At 72.3% G+C, this 17741-nt stretch carries 19 protein-coding genes; 9 read left to right on the top strand and 10 right to left on the bottom strand.

Annotation, left to right across the window (positions count from 1 at the left end):
• Nucleotides 1-77: 77 nt before the first annotated feature.
• Entirely contained in the window at nt 78-515 is a 438-nt protein-coding gene (locus FRZ03_RS21840) for a MarR family winged helix-turn-helix transcriptional regulator (protein ID WP_070023960.1), read from the bottom strand.
• A 155-nt stretch (nt 516-670) separates the two neighbouring features.
• Between FRZ03_RS21840 and FRZ03_RS21845 the strand changes: the two genes are divergently transcribed.
• Entirely contained in the window at nt 671-853 is a 183-nt protein-coding gene (locus FRZ03_RS21845) for a ribbon-helix-helix protein, CopG family (protein WP_070024482.1), read from the top strand.
• Between the two features lie 22 nt (nt 854-875).
• Here the strand turns inward: FRZ03_RS21845 and FRZ03_RS21850 are convergent, their stop codons facing one another.
• Nucleotides 876-2330, bottom strand: coding sequence for an NCS2 family permease (locus tag FRZ03_RS21850; protein ID WP_146466847.1), 1455 nt, complete (start codon nt 2328-2330; stop codon nt 876-878).
• A gap of 184 nt (nt 2331-2514) precedes the next feature.
• Here FRZ03_RS21850 and FRZ03_RS21855 point away from each other — a divergent pair, with 184 nt between their 5' ends.
• Nucleotides 2515-2772: a DUF2530 domain-containing protein gene (locus tag FRZ03_RS21855; RefSeq protein ID WP_146466848.1), complete on the top strand. Its 258-nt coding sequence runs from the start codon at nt 2515-2517 to the stop codon at nt 2770-2772.
• 61 nt (nt 2773-2833) lie between these two features.
• Nucleotides 2834-5236 carry an HAD-IC family P-type ATPase gene (locus tag FRZ03_RS21860; protein WP_146466849.1) on the top strand — a complete coding sequence of 801 codons (2403 nt, stop codon included), beginning with the start codon at nt 2834-2836 and terminating at the stop codon, nt 5234-5236.
• Between the two features lie 57 nt (nt 5237-5293).
• Here FRZ03_RS21860 and FRZ03_RS21865 read toward each other — a convergent pair whose 3' ends face one another.
• The 5 genes from FRZ03_RS21865 to FRZ03_RS21885 form a co-directional block, all read right to left on the bottom strand.
• Nucleotides 5294-6073 (bottom strand): hypothetical protein, encoded by a 780-nt coding sequence (locus tag FRZ03_RS21865; protein ID WP_146466850.1) that lies wholly within the window; start codon nt 6071-6073, stop codon nt 5294-5296.
• Nucleotides 6074-6270: 197 nt separating this feature from the next.
• Complete coding sequence (locus FRZ03_RS21870; protein WP_146466851.1) at nt 6271-7182, bottom strand: hypothetical protein; 912 nt, start codon at nt 7180-7182, stop codon at nt 6271-6273.
• A 142-nt stretch (nt 7183-7324) separates the two neighbouring features.
• Nucleotides 7325-10294 carry a sacsin N-terminal ATP-binding-like domain-containing protein gene (locus FRZ03_RS21875; RefSeq protein WP_186785553.1) on the bottom strand — a complete coding sequence of 990 codons (2970 nt, stop codon included), beginning with the start codon at nt 10292-10294 and terminating at the stop codon, nt 7325-7327.
• 42 nt (nt 10295-10336) lie between these two features.
• Nucleotides 10337-10798 (bottom strand): GNAT family N-acetyltransferase, encoded by a 462-nt coding sequence (locus FRZ03_RS21880; protein WP_146466860.1) that lies wholly within the window; start codon nt 10796-10798, stop codon nt 10337-10339.
• Complete coding sequence (locus tag FRZ03_RS21885) at nt 10795-11721, bottom strand: DUF3027 domain-containing protein (RefSeq protein ID WP_146466853.1); 927 nt, start codon at nt 11719-11721, stop codon at nt 10795-10797. Before FRZ03_RS21885 ends, FRZ03_RS21880 begins: the two co-directional genes overlap by 4 nt.
• Nucleotides 11722-12005: 284 nt before the next feature.
• Between FRZ03_RS21885 and FRZ03_RS21890 the strand changes: the two genes are divergently transcribed.
• From FRZ03_RS21890 to FRZ03_RS21905, 4 genes are all read left to right on the top strand, one after another.
• On the top strand, nt 12006-13397 hold the full coding sequence (locus tag FRZ03_RS21890; RefSeq protein WP_146466854.1) for an MFS transporter: 1392 nt from the start codon (nt 12006-12008) through the stop codon (nt 13395-13397).
• A 133-nt stretch (nt 13398-13530) separates the two neighbouring features.
• Entirely contained in the window at nt 13531-14007 is a 477-nt protein-coding gene (locus tag FRZ03_RS21895) for a DUF2771 domain-containing protein (protein ID WP_146466855.1), read from the top strand.
• The gene (locus tag FRZ03_RS21900) at nt 13980-14738 is read left to right on the top strand and encodes a futalosine hydrolase (protein ID WP_261399291.1); all 759 of its coding nucleotides are present in this window, start codon (nt 13980-13982) and stop codon (nt 14736-14738) included. The genes FRZ03_RS21895 and FRZ03_RS21900 overlap by 28 nt, the downstream gene beginning before the upstream one ends.
• Nucleotides 14728-15633: a 1,4-dihydroxy-6-naphthoate synthase gene (locus FRZ03_RS21905; RefSeq protein WP_146466857.1), complete on the top strand. Its 906-nt coding sequence runs from the start codon at nt 14728-14730 to the stop codon at nt 15631-15633. Before FRZ03_RS21900 ends, FRZ03_RS21905 begins: the two co-directional genes overlap by 11 nt.
• Nucleotides 15634-15657: 24 nt before the next feature.
• On the opposite strand, the gene FRZ03_RS41020 is transcribed toward FRZ03_RS21905, so the two are convergent.
• Nucleotides 15658-16041: a cold-shock protein gene (locus FRZ03_RS41020; RefSeq protein ID WP_030734743.1), complete on the bottom strand. Its 384-nt coding sequence runs from the start codon at nt 16039-16041 to the stop codon at nt 15658-15660.
• A 163-nt stretch (nt 16042-16204) separates the two neighbouring features.
• Here FRZ03_RS41020 and FRZ03_RS21915 point away from each other — a divergent pair, with 163 nt between their 5' ends.
• On the top strand, nt 16205-16462 hold the full coding sequence (locus FRZ03_RS21915) for a hypothetical protein (protein WP_146466858.1): 258 nt from the start codon (nt 16205-16207) through the stop codon (nt 16460-16462).
• Here FRZ03_RS21915 and FRZ03_RS21920 read toward each other — a convergent pair.
• Complete coding sequence (locus FRZ03_RS21920) at nt 16432-17079, bottom strand: HAD family hydrolase (protein ID WP_146466859.1); 648 nt, start codon at nt 17077-17079, stop codon at nt 16432-16434. The two genes, FRZ03_RS21915 and FRZ03_RS21920, sit on opposite strands and share 31 nt — an antisense overlap.
• A 65-nt stretch (nt 17080-17144) precedes the next feature.
• Nucleotides 17145-17426, bottom strand: a complete 282-nt coding sequence (locus FRZ03_RS41250) for a hypothetical protein (RefSeq protein WP_398660862.1) — start codon at nt 17424-17426, stop codon at nt 17145-17147.
• Here FRZ03_RS41250 and FRZ03_RS41255 point away from each other — a divergent pair.
• On the top strand, nt 17416-17741 hold a 326-nt coding region (locus FRZ03_RS41255; RefSeq protein WP_398660864.1), incomplete at its 3' end, for a hypothetical protein. The two genes, FRZ03_RS41250 and FRZ03_RS41255, sit on opposite strands and share 11 nt — an antisense overlap.

Raw genomic sequence — 17741 nt, forward strand, 5'->3', positions numbered from 1 at the left:
AGTAGGGGCGGTGGGTGCGGGGGCGGAAGGTGTTCCGGATCCCGTACTCAACAGGTTCGCCTCCTTCAGGGGCTTGCTTACAGGTGTGCGAGCTTTTCCAGCACGGGGGCGGCGGCGCGCAGCTTGGCCCACTCCTCCTCGTCGAGACCGTCGGCGAGGTTCGCCAGGAACGCGTTGCGCTTGCGGCGGCTCTCTTCGAGCATGGTCTCGGCCTGTTCGGTCTGGGTGACGACCTTCTGGCGCCGGTCTTCCGGGTGCGGCTCCAGCCGGACCAGGCCCTTGGCCTCGAGCAGCGCGACGATGCGGGTCATCGACGGCGGCTGGACATGCTCCTTGCGGGCCAGCTCGCCCGGCGTGGCCGAGCCGCAGCGGGAGAGCGTGCCGAGCACCGACATCTCGGTGGGGCTCAGCGACTCGTCGACCCGCTGGTGCTTGACCCGGCGGGACAGCCGCATCACGGCGGAGCGAAGGGCGTTCACGGCGGCAGCGTCGTCGCCATGGGTGAGGTCCGGCATGTTCTTTAGAGTAACTCATTACTCTAGCTAAAGACCAACGGGACACGCCCCGCTGCCCGTGATCCAGGCCACTGAAACCCTTTGATCACCCATACGGGTGAGCCGGTGCCGGAAAGTGACGCGCCGGAAGGCAGGCTGTGGCGACCCTCGTAGGCATGGGGACCACTGTGCTGAGCCTGCGGATAGACGGGGAGCTGCTCGAACGGCTCCGGCGGCACGCGGCGAAAAGAGGAATGAGCGTGCAGGACTACGTGGTCCGCACGCTCATTCGTGACGACTTCGACCAGCGATTCCAGACCGCCGTCGAGGAGACGGAGAAGTTCTACGGCGTCACCTGAGGACGCCGCGGAACGGGTCGGCTCAGGTCAGGCCCAGGGCCGGCATCAGGTAGTAGAAGGCGAAGACCGCCGAGACGACGTACATCGGCACCGGGATCTCCCGGGCGCGGCCCGCGGCCAGGCGCAGGATCGTGAAGGTGATGAAGCCCATGCCGATGCCGTTGGTGATGGAGTAGGTGAACGGCATCATCAGCATCGTCACGAACGCCGGGATCGAGATCGTGTAGTCGGCCCAGTCGATCTCCTTGACCGAGTTCGACATGATCAGGAAGCCGACCGCGATCAGCGCCGGGGTGGCCGCCTGGGACGGCACCATCGTGGCGATCGGGGTGAGGAAGAGCGACACCGCGAACAGACCGCCGGTGACCACGTTGGCGAGACCCGTGCGGGCTCCCTCGCCGACGCCGGCCGTGGACTCCACGAAGGCGGTGGTGGCCGACGAGGAGCTGGCACCGCCCGCCGCGACCGCGAGACCGTCCACGAACAGCACCCGGTTGATGCCCGGCATGTAGCCCTGGGCGTCGGTCAGCTTGGCCTCGTCGCTGATGCCCATGATCGTGCCCATCGCGTCGAAGAAGCACGACAGCAGGACCGTGAAGACGAAGAGGATGCCGGTCAGCACGCCGACCTTGGAGAAACCGCCGAACAGGCTGACCTGGCCGACCAGGCCGAAGTCCGGGGTGGCGACCGGGTTGCCGGGCCACTTCGGCACCGTCAGGCCCCAGGACGGGACCTTGGCGATCAGGTTGATGATCACCGCGAGGACGGTCATGCCGACGATGGAGATCAGGATCGCGCCCGGCACCTTGCGCACGATCAGGACGAAGGTGAGCAGCGCGCCCAGGACGAAGATCAGGACCGGCCAGCCGACGAGGTGACCACCGGTGCCGAGCTGGAGCGGGACGGTGGTCTGGGCGACGTCCGGGATACGGCTGACGAAGCCGGAGTCGACCAGGCCGATCAGCATGATGAACAGGCCGATACCGATCGAGATCGCCTTGCGCAGGCCGAACGGCACCGCGTTCATCACGCGTTCGCGCAGGCCCGTGGCGACCAGCAGCATCACCACGAAGCCGGCGAGAACGACCATGCCCATCGCGTCCGGCCAGGTCATCCGGGGGGCCAGCTGGAGCGCGACGACCGAGTTCACGCCGAGACCGGCGGCCATCGCGATCGGGACATTGCCGATGACACCCATCAGGAGGGTGCTGAAGGCGGCCGTCAGCGCGGTCGCCGTCACCAGCTGGGCGTTGTCCAGGTGGTGACCGTTCATGTCCTTCGCGCTGCCCAGGATGATCGGGTTCAGCACAATGATGTAGGCCATCGCGAAGAAGGTGGCCAGACCGCCCCGGAACTCCCGTGCGATCGAACTGCCACGCTCGGAGATCTTGAAGTAGCGGTCGAGGGAACCGCCGGCGGACGACGGGCCGCCCGGCTTCTCGGGGGTGGGGACCTTGGCAGTTGCCGAGGTGGACATGCGGGACCTCATCACCGACAGGGTTCCCCCGAGCCCCGTTGGAGTTTCATACGATTAGAAGCGGTCAAAGACAAACGGTTTCAGTATGAACGTATGAGTCACTAGATCGCTATCTCCGCGCGTAGATACGGTGCGCCCCCGGTCGGACCGGGCGGCCGCCCGATCGCCTCGTAAGCTGTGCGCCATGGCCAAGTGGATCCCCCAGCACGAGGCGCCCGAGCCCCTGGAGGGGCCCGTGGTCGCCACGATCACCGGCGGCACGATCGTCTGGTTCGTCCTGTTCCTCGTCCAGCTCCCCTTCTATGGCTGGTTCCGTGACCACGGCCATCTGTGGTGGCTGTGGACGTGCCTGGCCGGTGGCGGGCTCGGACTGATCGGCATCTGGTACGTGCGCAAGCGGGACGCCGCGATCAAGAGGGCCCGTTCGGCATCGGCCGACTGACCCCGGCCGGGGGACCCGGGCCGGGTGGGCGCGCGGGCAAAGGCCACGTAACGTCGGATACATGAGCCATATAGACGCCGGCGCCGAGCTCGATCCGGTACACCCGGTGGCCCTGCCCAGGACCCGAGCGACGGGGCTGACCGGCGCGGAGGTGGCGGAGCGGCGCGCACGTGGCGAGATCAACGACGTGCCCGTGCGCAGCAGCCGCTCGTTCGGCGAGATCGTCCGGGCGAACGTCTTCACCCGGTTCAACGCGATCATCGGCGTGCTGTGGGTGATCACCCTGTTCGTCGCGCCGATCCAGGACAGCCTCTTCGGCTTCGTGATCCTCGCCAACACCGGCATCGGCATCATCCAGGAGTGGCGGGCCAAGCAGACCCTCGACTCGCTCGCGGTGATCGGGGAGGCCCGGCCGACCGTGCGCCGGGACGGCAGAGCCACCGAGATCGCCACCGCCGAGATCGTGCTGGGCGACCTCATCGAGATCGGCCCCGGCGACAAGGTCGTCGTGGACGGGGTGTGCGCCGAGTCGGACGGACTGGAGATCGACGAGTCCCTGCTCACCGGTGAGGCCGATCCGGTGGTCAAGCGCCCCGGCGATCCGGTGATGTCCGGCAGCTTCGTCGTCGCGGGCGGCGGCGCCTTCACCGCGACCAAGGTGGGCCGGGAGGCCTACGCGGTCCAGCTGGCCGAGGAGGCGTCCCGCTTCACGCTCGTCCACTCCGAGCTGCGCACCGGCATCTCCACCATCCTCAAGTACGTCACCTGGATGATGGTCCCGGCGGCGATCGGCCTGGTCGTCACCCAGCTCGTGGTGAAGAACGACGACCTCAAGGCGGCCGTGGCCCGCACCGTCGGCGGCATCGTCCCGATGGTCCCGGAGGGCCTGGTCCTGCTCACCTCGGTGGCCTTCGCGATCGGCGTCATCCGGCTCGGCCGCAGGCAGTGCCTCGTCCAGGAGCTGCCGGCCATCGAGGGCCTCGCCCGCGTCGACACCGTCTGCCTGGACAAGACCGGCACCCTCACCGAGGGCGGCATGGACGTCACCGAGCTGCGCCCGCTGAACGGCGCCGACGAGGGGTACGTGCGCAAGGTGCTCGGTGCGCTCGGCGAGTCCGATCCGCGGCCCAACGCCTCCCTCCAGGCGATCATCGACGCCTGTCCCGACAACGACGAGTGGCGCTGCGTCGAGTCGCTCCCCTTCTCCTCCGCCCGCAAGTACAGCGGGGCCTCGTTCAGCGAGGGCGACGGCGAGATCAGCACCTGGCTGCTCGGCGCCCCGGACGTCCTCCTCGGCGCCGACGACCCGGCGCTGGCCGAGACCGAGCGGCTCAACGAGCAGGGCCTGCGGGTGCTGCTGCTGGCCCGGGCGAGCCGTGACCTGGACGACGCCACGCCCGCCCGGGGCGCCCGCCCCACCGCCCTGGTCGTCCTCGAACAGCGGCTGCGGCCCGACGCGGCGGACACCCTGCGCTACTTCGCCGAGCAGCGGGTGCGGACCAAGGTCATCTCCGGGGACAACGCCGTCTCGGTCGGCGCGGTCGCGGCCAAGCTGGGCCTGGACGGTACGGCGACGGACGCGCGGCGGCTGCCCGAGGACCGGGCCGCGATGGCGGAGGCGCTGGACGCGGGGACCGTCTTCGGGCGGGTCACCCCGCAGCAGAAGCGGGACATGGTGGGCGCGCTCCAGTCGCACGGGCACACGGTGGCGATGACCGGGGACGGCGTGAACGACGTGCTCGCCCTGAAGGACGCGGACATCGGCGTGGCCATGGGCTCCGGCTCGGAGGCCACCCGGGCGGTGGCGCAGATCGTGCTGCTGGACAACAGCTTCGCGAGCCTGCCGTCGGTGGTCGCCGAGGGCCGCCGGGTGATCGGCAACATCACGCGGGTGGCGACGCTGTTCCTGGTGAAGACGGTCTACTCGGTGCTGCTCGCGGTGCTGGTGGTGTGCTGGCGGGTGGAGTACCCCTTCCTGCCCCGCCATCTGACCATGCTCTCCACGCTCACCATCGGGGTCCCGGCCTTCTTCCTGGCCCTGGCGCCCAACGGGGAGCGGGCGAGACCGCACTTCGTGCACCGGGTGATGCGGTACTCGATCCCGGGCGGCGTGGTGGCCGGCGTGGCGACCTTCGTGACGTACCTGATCGCCCGGCACCACTACGCGGGATCGGGCCCGGGACAGCTGGAGGCGGAGACCAGCGCCGCCACGCTCACCCTGTTCCTGATCTCCATGTGGGTGCTGGCGATCATCGCCCGCCCCTACACCTGGTGGCGGGTGACGCTGGTGGCCGCGATGGCCGTGGCCTTCCTGCTGGTGCTCGCCGTCCCGGCGCTGCAGGACTTCTTCGCGCTGAAGCTGGTCGGTCTCGCCATGCCGTGGACGGCGGTGGCGATCTCGGTGGTGGCGGCGGCCGCCCTGGAGTTCCTGTGGAAGTGGGTCGCCCGCCGCTTTCCCGGCTAGCTGGTGCTGTGGCCGGAAAGGTTTGCCGGTGAACCTTTCCGGCCACAGCACCAGGACCTACTGCACGTCGACGTAGTCGCCCGCGGCGGAGACGGACGAGGTGGTGGAGGTGCCCGCGAAGGTGTAGCGGTAGTAGCCGTCGGAGCCGGCCGTGACCGTGGTCTTCAGGGCGCCCGTCGAGGACGAGGTGATCGTCTTGACGGTGGTGTAGGTGCTGGTGCCCGCCTTGCGGAACTGGAGCTTCACGGACTGGCCGGAGAAGCCGGCGTAGGTGCCCTTCTGCCAGTCGGCGCGGGTCAGCTTGCCGGTGACGGTGAGCGTCTTGCCCTTCTTGACCGGCTCGGGGGTGGCGTCGGCGGTGAGCTTGGCGGCGCGGCGGACCGGGATGGTGCCCAGGTCGCTCTGCCACTTCATGCCGCCGGAGGTGTTGACGGCGAGCCCGCCCTCCTTCCACGTGCCGGCCTCGGAGTTGTACAGGTCGGCGGCCGTGACGGCGATGGTGGCCGAGCAGTTCGCGGTCGTGGAGTCGACCTTGGTGCAGGTGCCCGGGTCGTCGCTGATGAACTCGTTGTCGGCGCTCTTGGCCGAGGTGCCGCGGTAGAGCAGCGGGCCGGTGGCGATGCCGGACAGCGAGACGGTGCTGGGGTGCGTGACGGTGTAGGTCACCTTGACCTTGACCGTCGAGGTGGCCCCGACGGTGATGGCCTTGCCGGCGTTCACCTTCATCTTCGAGAAGGTGACGTTGGGCACCGTGGTGGCCGCCTGGGCGGCGGGCACGGCGAGGGCGGAGAGCGCCAGGGCGCCGAGGACGGCGGCCGCGGTGGCACGTATGCGCATGTGCGTTCCCTCGGAGGGAGAAGTGATCGTGGAGTCGGTCGACTCGGGTGATCAGATCCACGAGACCGGCAGTGAGTTGTACGGCAAGAGCGCGGACCGGCCAATCTTTGTCCGGCCGTTACCTTTCCCGCACACGCCGGGGCCCCGGTGGCGGGGTGCGCCACCGGGGCCCCGGTCCGTCTCGCTCCGGCGAGGGGTTACTTCACGTCGACGTAGTCACCCGCGGCGCTGACCGCCGGGGTGGTCGAGGTGCCCGCGAAGGAGTACCGGAAGTAGCCGTCGACCGTGGCCTTGGTCGTCGTCTTCAGGTTGCCCGCGGAGTCCGTCTTGATGGTCTTCAGGGTGGTGTAGCTGCTGGAGTTCTTCTTGCGGAACTGGAGCTTGACCGCCTGGCCGGTGTAGCCGTGGTACTTGCCGTCGTCCCAGTTGGCGCGGGACAGCTTGCCCACGACGGTGACGGTCTTGCCCTTCTTCACCGGCTCCGGGCTGGCGTTGACCGTCAGCTTGGAGTAGCGCTGGAGCTTGAAGGAGTTGGTCGGGTCCTTCACGGCCACGCCGACCTTGTCCAGGTCCGGGTCGGACGGGTTCTGGCCGTTGAAGGCGACCGCGTAGGCGGCGGCCTTCCAGCTGCCGGCGTCCTCGGAGAGCAGCTCGGCCGGGTCGATGGACACGGTGGCCTTGCAGTTCGCGACGGTCGCGGAGGAGTCCGTGCAGGACCCGTTGGTGCTGTCGTAGAACCAGATCGAGTCCTCGAAGGAGGCCCCGCGGTACAGCTCCACGGCCGCGAAGAAGTCCTTGGCGTGGATGTTGACGTCCGCGCCGTGCGTCAGCGTGAAGGACACCGGCACCTTGACCACGTTGGTGGTGCCGACGGCGATGTTCTTGCCGTTGTTCACCTTCACGTTGGAGAAGGTGGCGTTCAGCTGGTAAGGCGTGCCCGAGGCGACGGCGGCGAAGGACGAACGGCCCTGGTGGGCGGTGTGGGCGACCTTGCTCACGGAGTTCTCCGCGGGCACCCGCGCCTGGTCGGCGGCGTGGGCCGCGGGCAGGGCGAGGGCAGAGAGGGCCAGGGCGCCGGAGACGGCGGCCACGGTGGCACGAATGCGCATGTGCGGTTCCCCTGCGTACGTAGTTTTGAGGGAGTCGGTTGCGACTCCGACTCGTCAGACACGGCACGCAGGGGAACGGTTGTAGTCAATCTGAAGAAAATGTAAGAGAGTTACGGAGACCCGTTTGAGCGCGCTCGGCGGGTCAGTCGAACCAGCGGTCCCGCGCCAGCTCCTCGGTGCGGGAGGGGTCCTCCAGCAGGGCCGCCACCTCGAAGCGGCGCGGCCACTGCCCCGCCGCCCAGGCGAGGCCCGCGGCGACCCCCTCCAGGGTGGCGGCGTGCAGCACTCCGTCGTCGGTCAGCCGCCAGTCGATCTCGACGCCGTCCACGACGAGTTCGCCGTGTTCGACGTACGTCTCCGGCGTGCGCGGTCCGAGCAGCACGCGCACCGGCTCGGGCACGTCGTGCTCGGTGCCCTCGGAGTGCACCGCGCCGGTGACGGACTCGCTGAGCCGCCGCACCTGGAGCAGCTCGGCCAACTCGGCGGCGCGGGACGGCCGTACGGGCAGCAGGGGCACGCCGGAGGTGAAGGGCAGCAGGTCCGGGGAGTCGACCACCACGGCGTCGGCGGCGTCCACCACCGTCACCCGCCCGTCGAGCACGGCCCGCAACTCGTCGGGCAGGGTGACCTGTTCCGGGTCCAGCTCAGCCAACGCGCCGTACAGGCCGTGCAGTTGGGCCGCGGTGACCGGACGGTCCGGGTCGGCGAGGCGGTCCAGCAGCTCGGCGGCTCCGCCCGGCTCGTCCAGCAGGGCGCCGACCGAGGTCCGCACCCCGAGCGCCCGCAGCACCTGCTCGTCCTCGAACCCGGTGGCGTCCGCCTCGTCGTACAGCCCGCGCAGCAGCGGGTCGCCGCCCGCGGCCCGCAGGCCGGCGGGACGCCGCCCGTCGAGGACCGGGTGCCCGCGCAGCCACCACGCGGTGTACGACCGGACGACCTCGTGGGTGCCGTCGGGCAGCAGGACGCGCACCGGCTGGGTCAGCGCGTCCCGCAGCGGCGGCCGGGCCAGCAGGGAGAGGGCCTCGGGCCAGTGGTCGTCGGCCACGAGGTCGAGGTCGCGCACGGCGACGAGTTCGGTGGCGACCGGCGGCACGGGGCTGTCCGGGAAGCGGTCCAGGATGTCCTCGCACCACACGTCCACCGCGTCCAGCAGCCCGGCGTCGTCCGGCTCGGCGAAGTCGCCCTCGCGCGGCTCCAGTTCGTCGGGGTCCAGGACGACGTCGGTGGCGCGCACCAGGGCGAAGCCGGCGAGCACCCCGCAGGCGGTGAGCGGCTGTTCGCCCCACCGCTCGGCCAGGTCGTGGGCCACCGTGGGCAGTTCGTCCGCGCGGATCACCCGGGCGAAGGGGCTGCCGGGGTACACCAGCTCGCCCGCGGGCACGAGTTCGCCGTCCTCGTCGGGCAGCGCGAGGGCGCCCAGCCAGGGCTCCTCGCCGGGCTCCAGGCCCGCGTCCCGCACCAACCCGAGGACGGTCTCGGCCAGTTCCTCGGCGTCCGGGGCGTCCTCCTCCCAGGTGAGGCCGCCCTCCTCGTCCAGGGAGGCGGCGACGGCGGCCCGCACCTGGGGGGTGGTGAGCACCGCGCGCGGGGTGGCGGGCAGCGCGCCCAGCTTCTCCAGCAGGGGGTGCGTGGCGTCCTCGTGGGCGACCTTCAGGCCGAGCCGCCCGAGCACGTCCACGTCGATCCGGGCGCCGTCGGGGGTGGGCAGCAGCACCTGCCGCGGGCCGATCGTCGTCCGGCCGTCGGCGAGCGGCACGGGCAGCCCGGACAGCCGGTCCGGGTCGACCCCGGCGAGGCTGTCGTAGAGCCGCCACCACCAGTCGGGGTCCTTCTCCAGGCCGGCCAGCCGGTCGACGGCGTCGGCGAGCGGGAGCCGGGCCACGCCGAGCATGCGCAGCTCCGCGCGCCGCTCCAGGCCGGCGGGCAGCAGGGTGGGCAGCACCTCGGCGAGCACCCGCACGGTGTCGGCGCCCGCGCCCTCCACGATCTCCGCGTCCCGGGGCCGCAGGGCCCGCGGCAGTTCGTCCTCGCCGTCCGCGCCGTCCGCGCCGGGCAGCGCGGGCGGCAGGAACGCGGTGCGCGGCAGCCGCTCCAGCAGGGCCTGGCGCAGCGCCCCGTCCAGCTCGCCCTTGCCCAGCGGCCCGGGTACGAGGTCGACGGCGCCCTCCGTCACCGGCCGCCATCCGGCGAGCAGCGCGGCGTAGGCGTCGGCCGCCCGCTGCACCAGGAAGTCGGTGAGGGGGCCGGGGGCGGTGGTGGTCCGCCACCGGGTCGTGCCCTCCCGGGAATCCTCCACGACGGTGACGGCGCCCTCGGTGCGGCGGCGCAGGGTGCGGGGCGCGTCGCCGTTCACCTCGATGACGACCTCCTGGAGACCGGGGAGGGTCAGCAGCAGCGTGTCGTCCACGGCGGTCAGCAGCCGCTCGGCGAGGTCGGCGGCGGCCGCGTCGCGCAGCGGCAGGATGACGGCGGTGTCGTACGGGTCGGGGGCGGTGCCCTCGGCGGCGAACGGCAGCCGCAGCAGGGGGACATGGCCCGCGCGCCGACGGACCTCGTCACCGAGGCCGGGGCTGTGCCGGGCGGTGTCGGCGGCCAGCTCCCGGGCCTCGTCCAGGGACCAGCGCACCCCGCCGTGCCGGCCGACGAGCGCGGGCTCGTCCGTCACCGAGAGCACGGCGGCGAAGCCGACGCCGAACCGGCCGACGGCGCCGTGCGTGGACCCGGCGTCCCGCTTGGCGGAGGCGCGCAGGGTGGCGAGGGACTCGACACCGGCCGCGTCCAGCGGGGCGCCGGTGTTGGCCGCGACCAGGACGTTGTCGCGCAGGGTGAGGCGCAGGCGGCCCGGGGCCCCGGCGCGCGCGGCGGCGTCGGCGGCGTTCTGCGCCAGCTCGATCACCAGGCGGTCGCGGTAGCCGCCCAGGACGAGGTCCTCCTCCGCGTTGGCGTCCTCGCGGAACCGCGCGGGGCTGGTGGCCCAGGCGTCGAGGACGCCGCGACGCAGCCGGGCCGTCCCGAAGGGATCGGCACCCTCGGCCGCCGGCCGCACGTACTTGCTGCTCACGTTCACACTCCTCGTCGACGTGAGGAAGAAGGTACAGCGCGCCGCCGACATCGACGGCCCGGTGCGGGGCGCTGCACGGCGGTGCCCGCCGGGTCAGGTCACCCGCAGGCGGTAGACCTGCCGGGAGCCGCCCTCCGGGCCGGGGGCGGCCGGCTCGCCCGGCGTGAAGCCGAGCGCCGTGTAGAAGGCGCGGGCGCCGCTCGTCACCGCGCCGGGGTGGTCCGGGCCGAAGGTGACGACCTCCACGGTGGCGGGGGGCCGCACGAACCGCCGCAGCGACTCGGCCAGCAGGGCGCGGCCCACGCCGGTGCCCCGGGCCCGTTCGCCGACGACCAGCCAGTGCACCTCGTACACCGGGGCCGTGCCGCCGAACAGGAGGGCACCGAGCGGGCCGGGGCCGTCGGCGACCAGGGCGGTGGCGCGGGCGATGCTCCGCCGCACGGCGTCGGCGAAGCCGGGGTCGTCCACCATCGGGCCGAACCAGTGCTCCACCTCGGCCGCCAGGGCGAGGAAGCCGGGCAGGTCGGTCTCGCGCGCGAGCCGGATCACGGTCAGGAGTGGCCCAGTTCCGCGGTCTCCTCGTCCGTCTCCTCCGGGACCGAGCCGGAGTCGCGGGCGGGGTGCAGCGGGAAGGGCTCGACGCGGGTCTCGTCGATGACCGGCGCGGCGGGCTGCGGGGGCTTGGGCATGACCGCCGCCTCGGAGTGGCCGCCGCAGCCGTAGGCGAGGGAGACCACCCGGCCGTCGGCCGGGGCGAACTCGTTGGCGCAGACGCCGAAGGCCTGACCGAGGGAGCCGCCGATGGGCGTCAGGAAGCCGCAGGTCATGCAGGTGGCCGGGGCCGCCTGGGCCATCGGCGTCTTCGGGCCGAACGCCTCCTCCCAGCGGTCGGCCGCGCTGTGCAGGCCGTACCGGGACAGGACGCGGGCCCGGCGCATGCCCAGTTCCTCGGCGACCGCGGCGATCGAGCCGCGCGAGGGCGCCGTCGGCTGGGCCGCGGGCGCGCCCGGGGTGACGTCGGCGTCCTCGGCGTCCGCCAGTTCCGCCATCTCCTCGGACATCACCGAGTTGGGCGGCGGCTGTTCCTCGCCGGTGTAGCCGGGCTCCAGGCGCAGGTCGTCCTGGTCGGTGGGGAGCAGGTCGCCGGGGCCGAGGTCGCCCGGGCGCAGCCGCTCGCTCCACGGCACCCACTCGGGGGCCAGCAGGGCGTCGGGGCCGGGCAGCAGGACCACCTCGTCCAGCGTGACGACCTTGGCGCGGGAGGCGCGGGCCACGGTGACGGCCCAGCGCCAGCCCCGGTAGCCCAGCTCCTTGCACTCGAAGAAGTGCGTGACAACACGGTCGCCCTCGGAGACGAGACCGGTGTGCTCGCCGACCACACCGGGCGCGGCCGCCTCCTCCGCGGCGCCCCGGGCGAGGTCGACCGCCTCGGCGCACAGACGGTCGGGGGTGCGGCTTCGCGTTGTCGCTGCGCTCACAGGTATCGCTTCTCTCCTACGCCGTCTCGTCAAGGCGGCTGCCTCCGGCGGGTTGGCCGACGGAGCGGACCTCAGGACCGCATCGACGTCTGCATCCGCGCGCTGGGCGCACCTCTGCCATCCATTCTGCGTTATGGCTGAGATACGCACGCTACACCGAACAGGATTCGTTGCCGCTCGACGGCATTCTCCCCCACCCGGGCCGCCCCTCTCGCCGGTCCGGCGGGTGCGGTTCGCCGCCATACGTGCCGTATCCGCACTATCCGAAGGGTTCTCGGGGCACTATGAACCTCGTGGCGACCGCGGACAAACGTGGGGTTCGGGGTGGCGGTGTCCGCCGGGGAGGCGGCGCCGTCCGGTCCGTCGGGCGTGCCCTGCACTTCCCCGTCACCGGTGCCGCGCGCGGCATCCGCCGGGCCACGCACGCGCACGGCGCCGGCGAATCGGGCCTGGGCAAGCTGATCGAGCTGCACGCGGTGAACGGCGCCGGGGACGTCATGATCACCGTGGCGCTGGCGTCCACCGTGTTCTTCTCGGTGCCAACCGACGAGGCGCGCGGGCGGGTCGCGCTGTACCTGGCGATCACCATGGCGCCGTTCACCGTGCTCGCCCCGGTCATCGGCCCGCTGCTGGACCGGCTGCCGCACGGGCGGCGGGCCGCGATGGCGGCGGCCATGCTGGCGCGGGCGCTGCTCGCGCTGCTGATCTCGGGCGCGGTGGCGACCGGCAGCCTGGGGCTGTATCCCGCGGCGCTCGGCGTGCTGGTCGCCTCCAAGGCGTACGGCGTGATACGCAGCGCCGTCGTGCCGCGCCTGCTGCCGCCCCGGTTCTCGCTGGTGAAGGCCAACTCCCGGGTGACGCTGGCCGGGCTGCTCGCCACCGGGGTGGCCGCGCCGATCGGAGCGGGGCTGCACCGGCTCGGCGACCCCTGGCCGCTCTACGGCGCCTTCCTGATCTTCGTGGGCGGTACGGCGCTGTCCTTCTCGCTGCCGCCCAAGGTGGACTCGGCACGGGGTGAGGACGTGGCACTGCTCGCGGCCGGCCCGCCGCGGGAGCCGCACCGCAAGCGGCAGGGGAAGCGGCCGGTGCTGCGGGCCGTGGGGCCCACCGTGACGCACGCCCTCGGCGCCAACGCCGCCCTGCGCTGTCTGTCCGGCTTCCTGATCTTCTTCCTCGCCTTCCTGCTGCGCGAGCAACCGCTGGCCGGCGAGAGCGCGGCGCTCTCGCTGGGTCTCGTGGGCGTCGCGGCCGGGGCGGGGAACGCGCTGGGCACGGCGGTGGGGGCGTGGCTGAGATCACGGGCCCCGGAGATCATCATCGTGACGGTCATCGCGGTGGCCCTGGGGACGGCGATCGTGGCCGCGGTCTTCTTCGGGGCCGTCCTGGTGGCCCTCCTCGCGGCGGTCGCCGGGTTCGCGCAGGCGCTGGCCAAGCTGGCGCTGGACGCGCTGATCCAGCGGGACGTGCCGGAGCTGGTGCGCAGTTCGGCGTTCGCCCGCTCGGAGACGCTGTTGCAGATGGCGTGGGTGTTCGGCGGCGCGGTCGGCATCGTGATGCCGCTCAACGGCACGGTCGGGCTGCTGGTCGGCGCCGCGTTCGTGGCCGTCGGCTGGCTGAGCACCCTGCGCGGCCTGCTCCACTCGGCGCGCCACGGCGGCCGGGCCAAGGTGGCGTGAAAGCGACGGGCCAGGTGACGGTCGGTGACGATCCGGACACGGCCGGGTTGTCGCGGACACGACTGGCGTAACGAACCGGGCACGCCGCACCCCACGTGGCCGGACGGCTCGGGGCGCCCGATAGCCTTCGGGCATGACCACGCTGCAATCCGTTGTGCGACGCCGCCGCGCCGTCGCCGCCGCCGGCGCCGTTTCCGCCGGACTGCTCGTCCTGTCGGGCTGTTCCAAGCCGACCCCCGTCGCGACGCTCACCGTCGGCGGGTCCTCGGTCCACTCCGAGGCGGTCTGCTACAACGACGGCAAGGCGCTGACCACCGAGTCGCTGAAGACCTGCGCCAAGAAGGTCGGCGAGGCCAAGGCGATCTCGCTCAACAACGTCGACTCCCTGCGCATCGGCGTCGACCCGAAGATCGCGGACGCCGGCTGGGCCGTGCTGGTCAACGGTCAGACGGCCATCGACTTCAACACCGCGACCTACCGCACGCTCCCGAACGACGTGTTCTTCAACGAGCGGTACAACACCGGCGGTGCCACCAACTCCGTGGTGATCCAGATGGGCTCCACCAAGGGAACCAAGGGCGTGTGGTCCTTCAAGGTGAAGAAGGCCTGATCACCACGTCCGCACGTGTCCTCGTGGCCACTGCGGTCCCGGCCGAACGGGACGCGGTGGCACAGGCGTTCCCCCGGCCGGCCCAGGAGCTGCGGCTCCCGGGCGCGGTGCTGTGCCGCACGGCGTTCGCTGCCGGCGCCGTGGTCGATCTGCTCGCCGCCGGAGTCGGACCGGCCCGCGCCGCCGCCTCCACGGCCACCGCGCTGACCGCGGCCGCCCTCGACGGCGCCCCCTACGACCTGGTCGTCTCGGCCGGGATCGGCGGCGGCTTCGCGCCCGAGGCACCGCTCGGCTCGCTCGTCGTCGCCGACGCCATCACGGTGGCCGACCTCGGCGCCGCGACCGCCGACGGCTTTCTGCCGGTCACCGAACTCGGCTTCGGGACCGTCACCCACCACCCGCCGGAATCACTCGTACGGGCCGTGGCCGAAGCCACCGGCGCCCGCACCGGCACGGCCCTGACCGTGTCCACCGTGACCGGCACCGCCGACCGCGCCGCCGCGCTGCGCGCCCGGCACCCCCGCGCGCTCGCCGAGGGCATGGAGGGCTTCGGCGTCGCCGAGGCCGCCGCCGCCCAGGGCGTGCCGGTGCTGGAGATCCGCGCGATCTCCAACCCGGTCGGCCCCCGCGACCGCGCCGCCTGGCGCATCGGCGACGCCCTCGCCGCGCTCACCGCGGCCTTCGGGAAGCTCGCGCCCGCATTGGAGAGTTGGAAACCGCATGACCAGTGAGCAGTTGCAGATCGCGTACTCGCCCTGCCCCAACGACACCTTCGTCTTCGACGCCCTCGCCCACGGCCGGGTCCCGGGCGCGCCCGCGCTCGACGTGACCTTCGCCGACATCGACATCACCAACGGCATGGCCGAGCGCGGCGAGTTCGACGTGCTGAAGGTGTCGTACGCCGTCCTGCCGTACGTCCTCGACGAGTACGCGCTGCTGCCCTGCGGGGGCGCGCTCGGCCGGGGCTGCGGGCCGCTGGTGCTCACGAAGGAGGCGGGCGCCGATCTGACGGGCCGTACGGTCGCGGTGCCCAGCGAGAAGTCGACGGCCTATCTGCTGTTCCGGCTGTGGGCGGCCGACACGGTCGGAATCGAAAGGAGCGGGCCCGCAGGGCCCTCGGTTGAGGGTGGTGGTGGGCGACGGGCGGGCGGCGTCGGAGAGATCGTGGTCATGCCGTTCCACGAGATCATGCCGGCCGTGCGGGACGGCAAGGTGGACGCCGGGCTGGTGATCCACGAGGCCCGCTTCACCTACCAGAACTACGGGCTGCACAAGCTCGCCGACATGGGCGAGCACTGGGAGCGGACCACCGGGCTGCCGATCCCGCTGGGCGCGATCGTGGCCAAGCGGTCGCTGGGCGCCGAGGCGCTGACCCGGCTCGCCGACTCCGTGCGCGCGTCCGTGCGGGCCGCGTGGGACGACCCCGAGGCCTCCCGGCCGTACGTCATGGCGCACGCCCAGGAGATGGACCCGGCCGTGGCCGACCAGCACATCGGGCTGTACGTCAACGAGTTCACCGCCGACCTCGGCGAGGACGGCTACGCGGCGATCCGCGGGCTGCTCACCCGGGCGGCGGCCGAGGGACTGGTGCCGCCCCTCGGCCCGGACGCGCTCGCGTTCCCCTGACGGGAGCCGGACGGACCGGCGGGGTCAGACGTCCAGCTGGTCGGCGACCGCGCGGAGCAGACCGGCGATCTTCTTGCCGGAGGCCTTTTCGGGATAGCGGCCCTTCTCCAGCATCGGGGTGATGTTCTCGAGGAGGGTCGTCAGGTCCTGCACGATCGAGGCCAGCTCGTCGGGCTTCTTGCGCTGGGCGGCGGCCACGGAGGGCGTCGGGTCGAGCACGATCACCGAAAGCGCCTGATCGCCGCGCTGACCGGCGACCACGCCGAACTCCACACGCTGTCCCGGCTTGAGCGCATCGACTCCGGCGGGGAGAACCGAGGAATGGACGAAGACGTCACCGCCGTCGTCGCGGGAGAGAAAGCCGAAGCCCTTCTCGCTGTTGAACCACTTGACCTTGCCGGTAGGCACGTCTGTCCTCGTCCTCGTACTCGTCGGAAAACTGCTTCGGAAACGGCTCTTGATAGCACTAGAGCGGGTCGTCCGTGACCCGCTGCTACCAAGGCTAATGGTCTTGGACCCGGTGACAAGACGTCCCCCGGTCGTTCTCTCGCGCAGGAACTACCCTGGTCCGGTGCGTGACAAAACCCAAGCGAATTCCGCCGGGCCCGGCGACGGACTGATCCGCGCCGGTGCCATCGTGTTCTTCGTCGGGGCCCTGGCCGCCCTGATCACCGTGGTCCCGTTGTTCATCGGAATCAAGCCGTTTCCGACCTACATGTACGGCCTGAGCATGCTCATGGGCGTCGGTTTCCTCGTGGCCGGCGCGGGCGTGCTGCGGTCGGTGGCCGCCGGGCGGCGTCAGGCGCGGGAGGCCGCGGCCTCCCGGTGACCCTCGCGGTAACCGGCCAGCCACGCCGGGAAGGCGGAGAGGTCCCCGAGGACGACGTCCGCCCCGGCCGCGCGCAGCTCGTCCGCCGGGCAGGGGCCGGTCGCCACGGCGACCGACAGCGCACCCGCCGCACGCGCTCCGCGCACATCCCCGATGTGGTCGCCGACGTACACCCCCGCGCCGTGCTCGCGCAGCGCCCCGGCCTTCTGCTCGGCCCACAGGTCGCCCACCACGACGTCCGGCTCCATGCCCAGGTGGGTCAGGTGCAGCTCGGCGTTGGGGCGGTACTTGGCGGTGACCACCATGGTCCGCCCGCCGGCCGCGCGCACCGCGGCCAGGGCTTCCGGGGCGCCGGGCATGGCGGGGGTGGCGGCGATGGCTATCGACGCGTACATCTCCCGGTACAGCTCCGCCACGGCCGGCACCTCCTCGGCCGGGAACCAGTTCACCAGCTCGTCCGTCAGCGGCGGGCCCAGCCGGGTGACCACCAGATCGGCGTCGATGTACGTCCCCGTACGCTCGGCCAGCGCCACGTAGCACGCGCGGATGCCCGGCCGGGAGTCGATGAGGGTCATGTCGAGGTCGAAGCCGACGGTGAAGGAGGCCATGGGGACCATGGTGCCAGGCGGCCGGGGCGCTCCCCATCCTCCGTTCCCGTGACCCGCGTCCCCCGCCGGGATGATCAGCTCCGGCGCTGCGAGCGCCACACCAGGTACAACGCCGAGGCGACGGCCGCGCCCCGCACCACCCACGGCCAGGTCTGGGAGACGGCGTCGCCCATCCGGCCCTGGGCGATCGCCTCGCCCCAGCGGCCGCTCTGCCGTCCCCACAGCCACACCAGGCCCGCCGCCGCCGCGGTGCCGGGCAGCACCAGGACCGCCCATTTGGCCTCCGCGGGGGTCAGCCGCCGGGAGGTGTAGGCGATCGCCCAGCCCGCCAGCAGCGCGAACCAGTTGCCGAGCACGGCCCCGACGACCAGCGCGGCGCGGGAACAGGCCGAAGCGGCGGGCGGGGGCGGCCTCGGCGGCCGCCTCCTCGGGTTCCTGCCCCGCCTCCTTCTCCGGCTCGCGCGCTTCCTCCGGCGCGCGCGGCGGCCGCTTGAGCAGCTCGGGGATCTCCACACCGCCGACGAAACCCGGCACCTCGTCGGTCTCCGGGAGCGCGCCGCGCCCGGCGCCCGCGAACGGCACGTCGGCCACCCGCCACCAGTCGGGCGGCAGGGCGGTGTCCCCCAGCTCGTGGCCCGCGGCGGCGTACGGCGGGGTGAGGGCGTCGCGCG

It is taken from the genome of Streptomyces misionensis, assembly GCF_007896895.1.
Classification (GTDB): Bacteria; Actinomycetota; Actinomycetes; order Streptomycetales; family Streptomycetaceae; genus Streptomyces; species Streptomyces misionensis_A.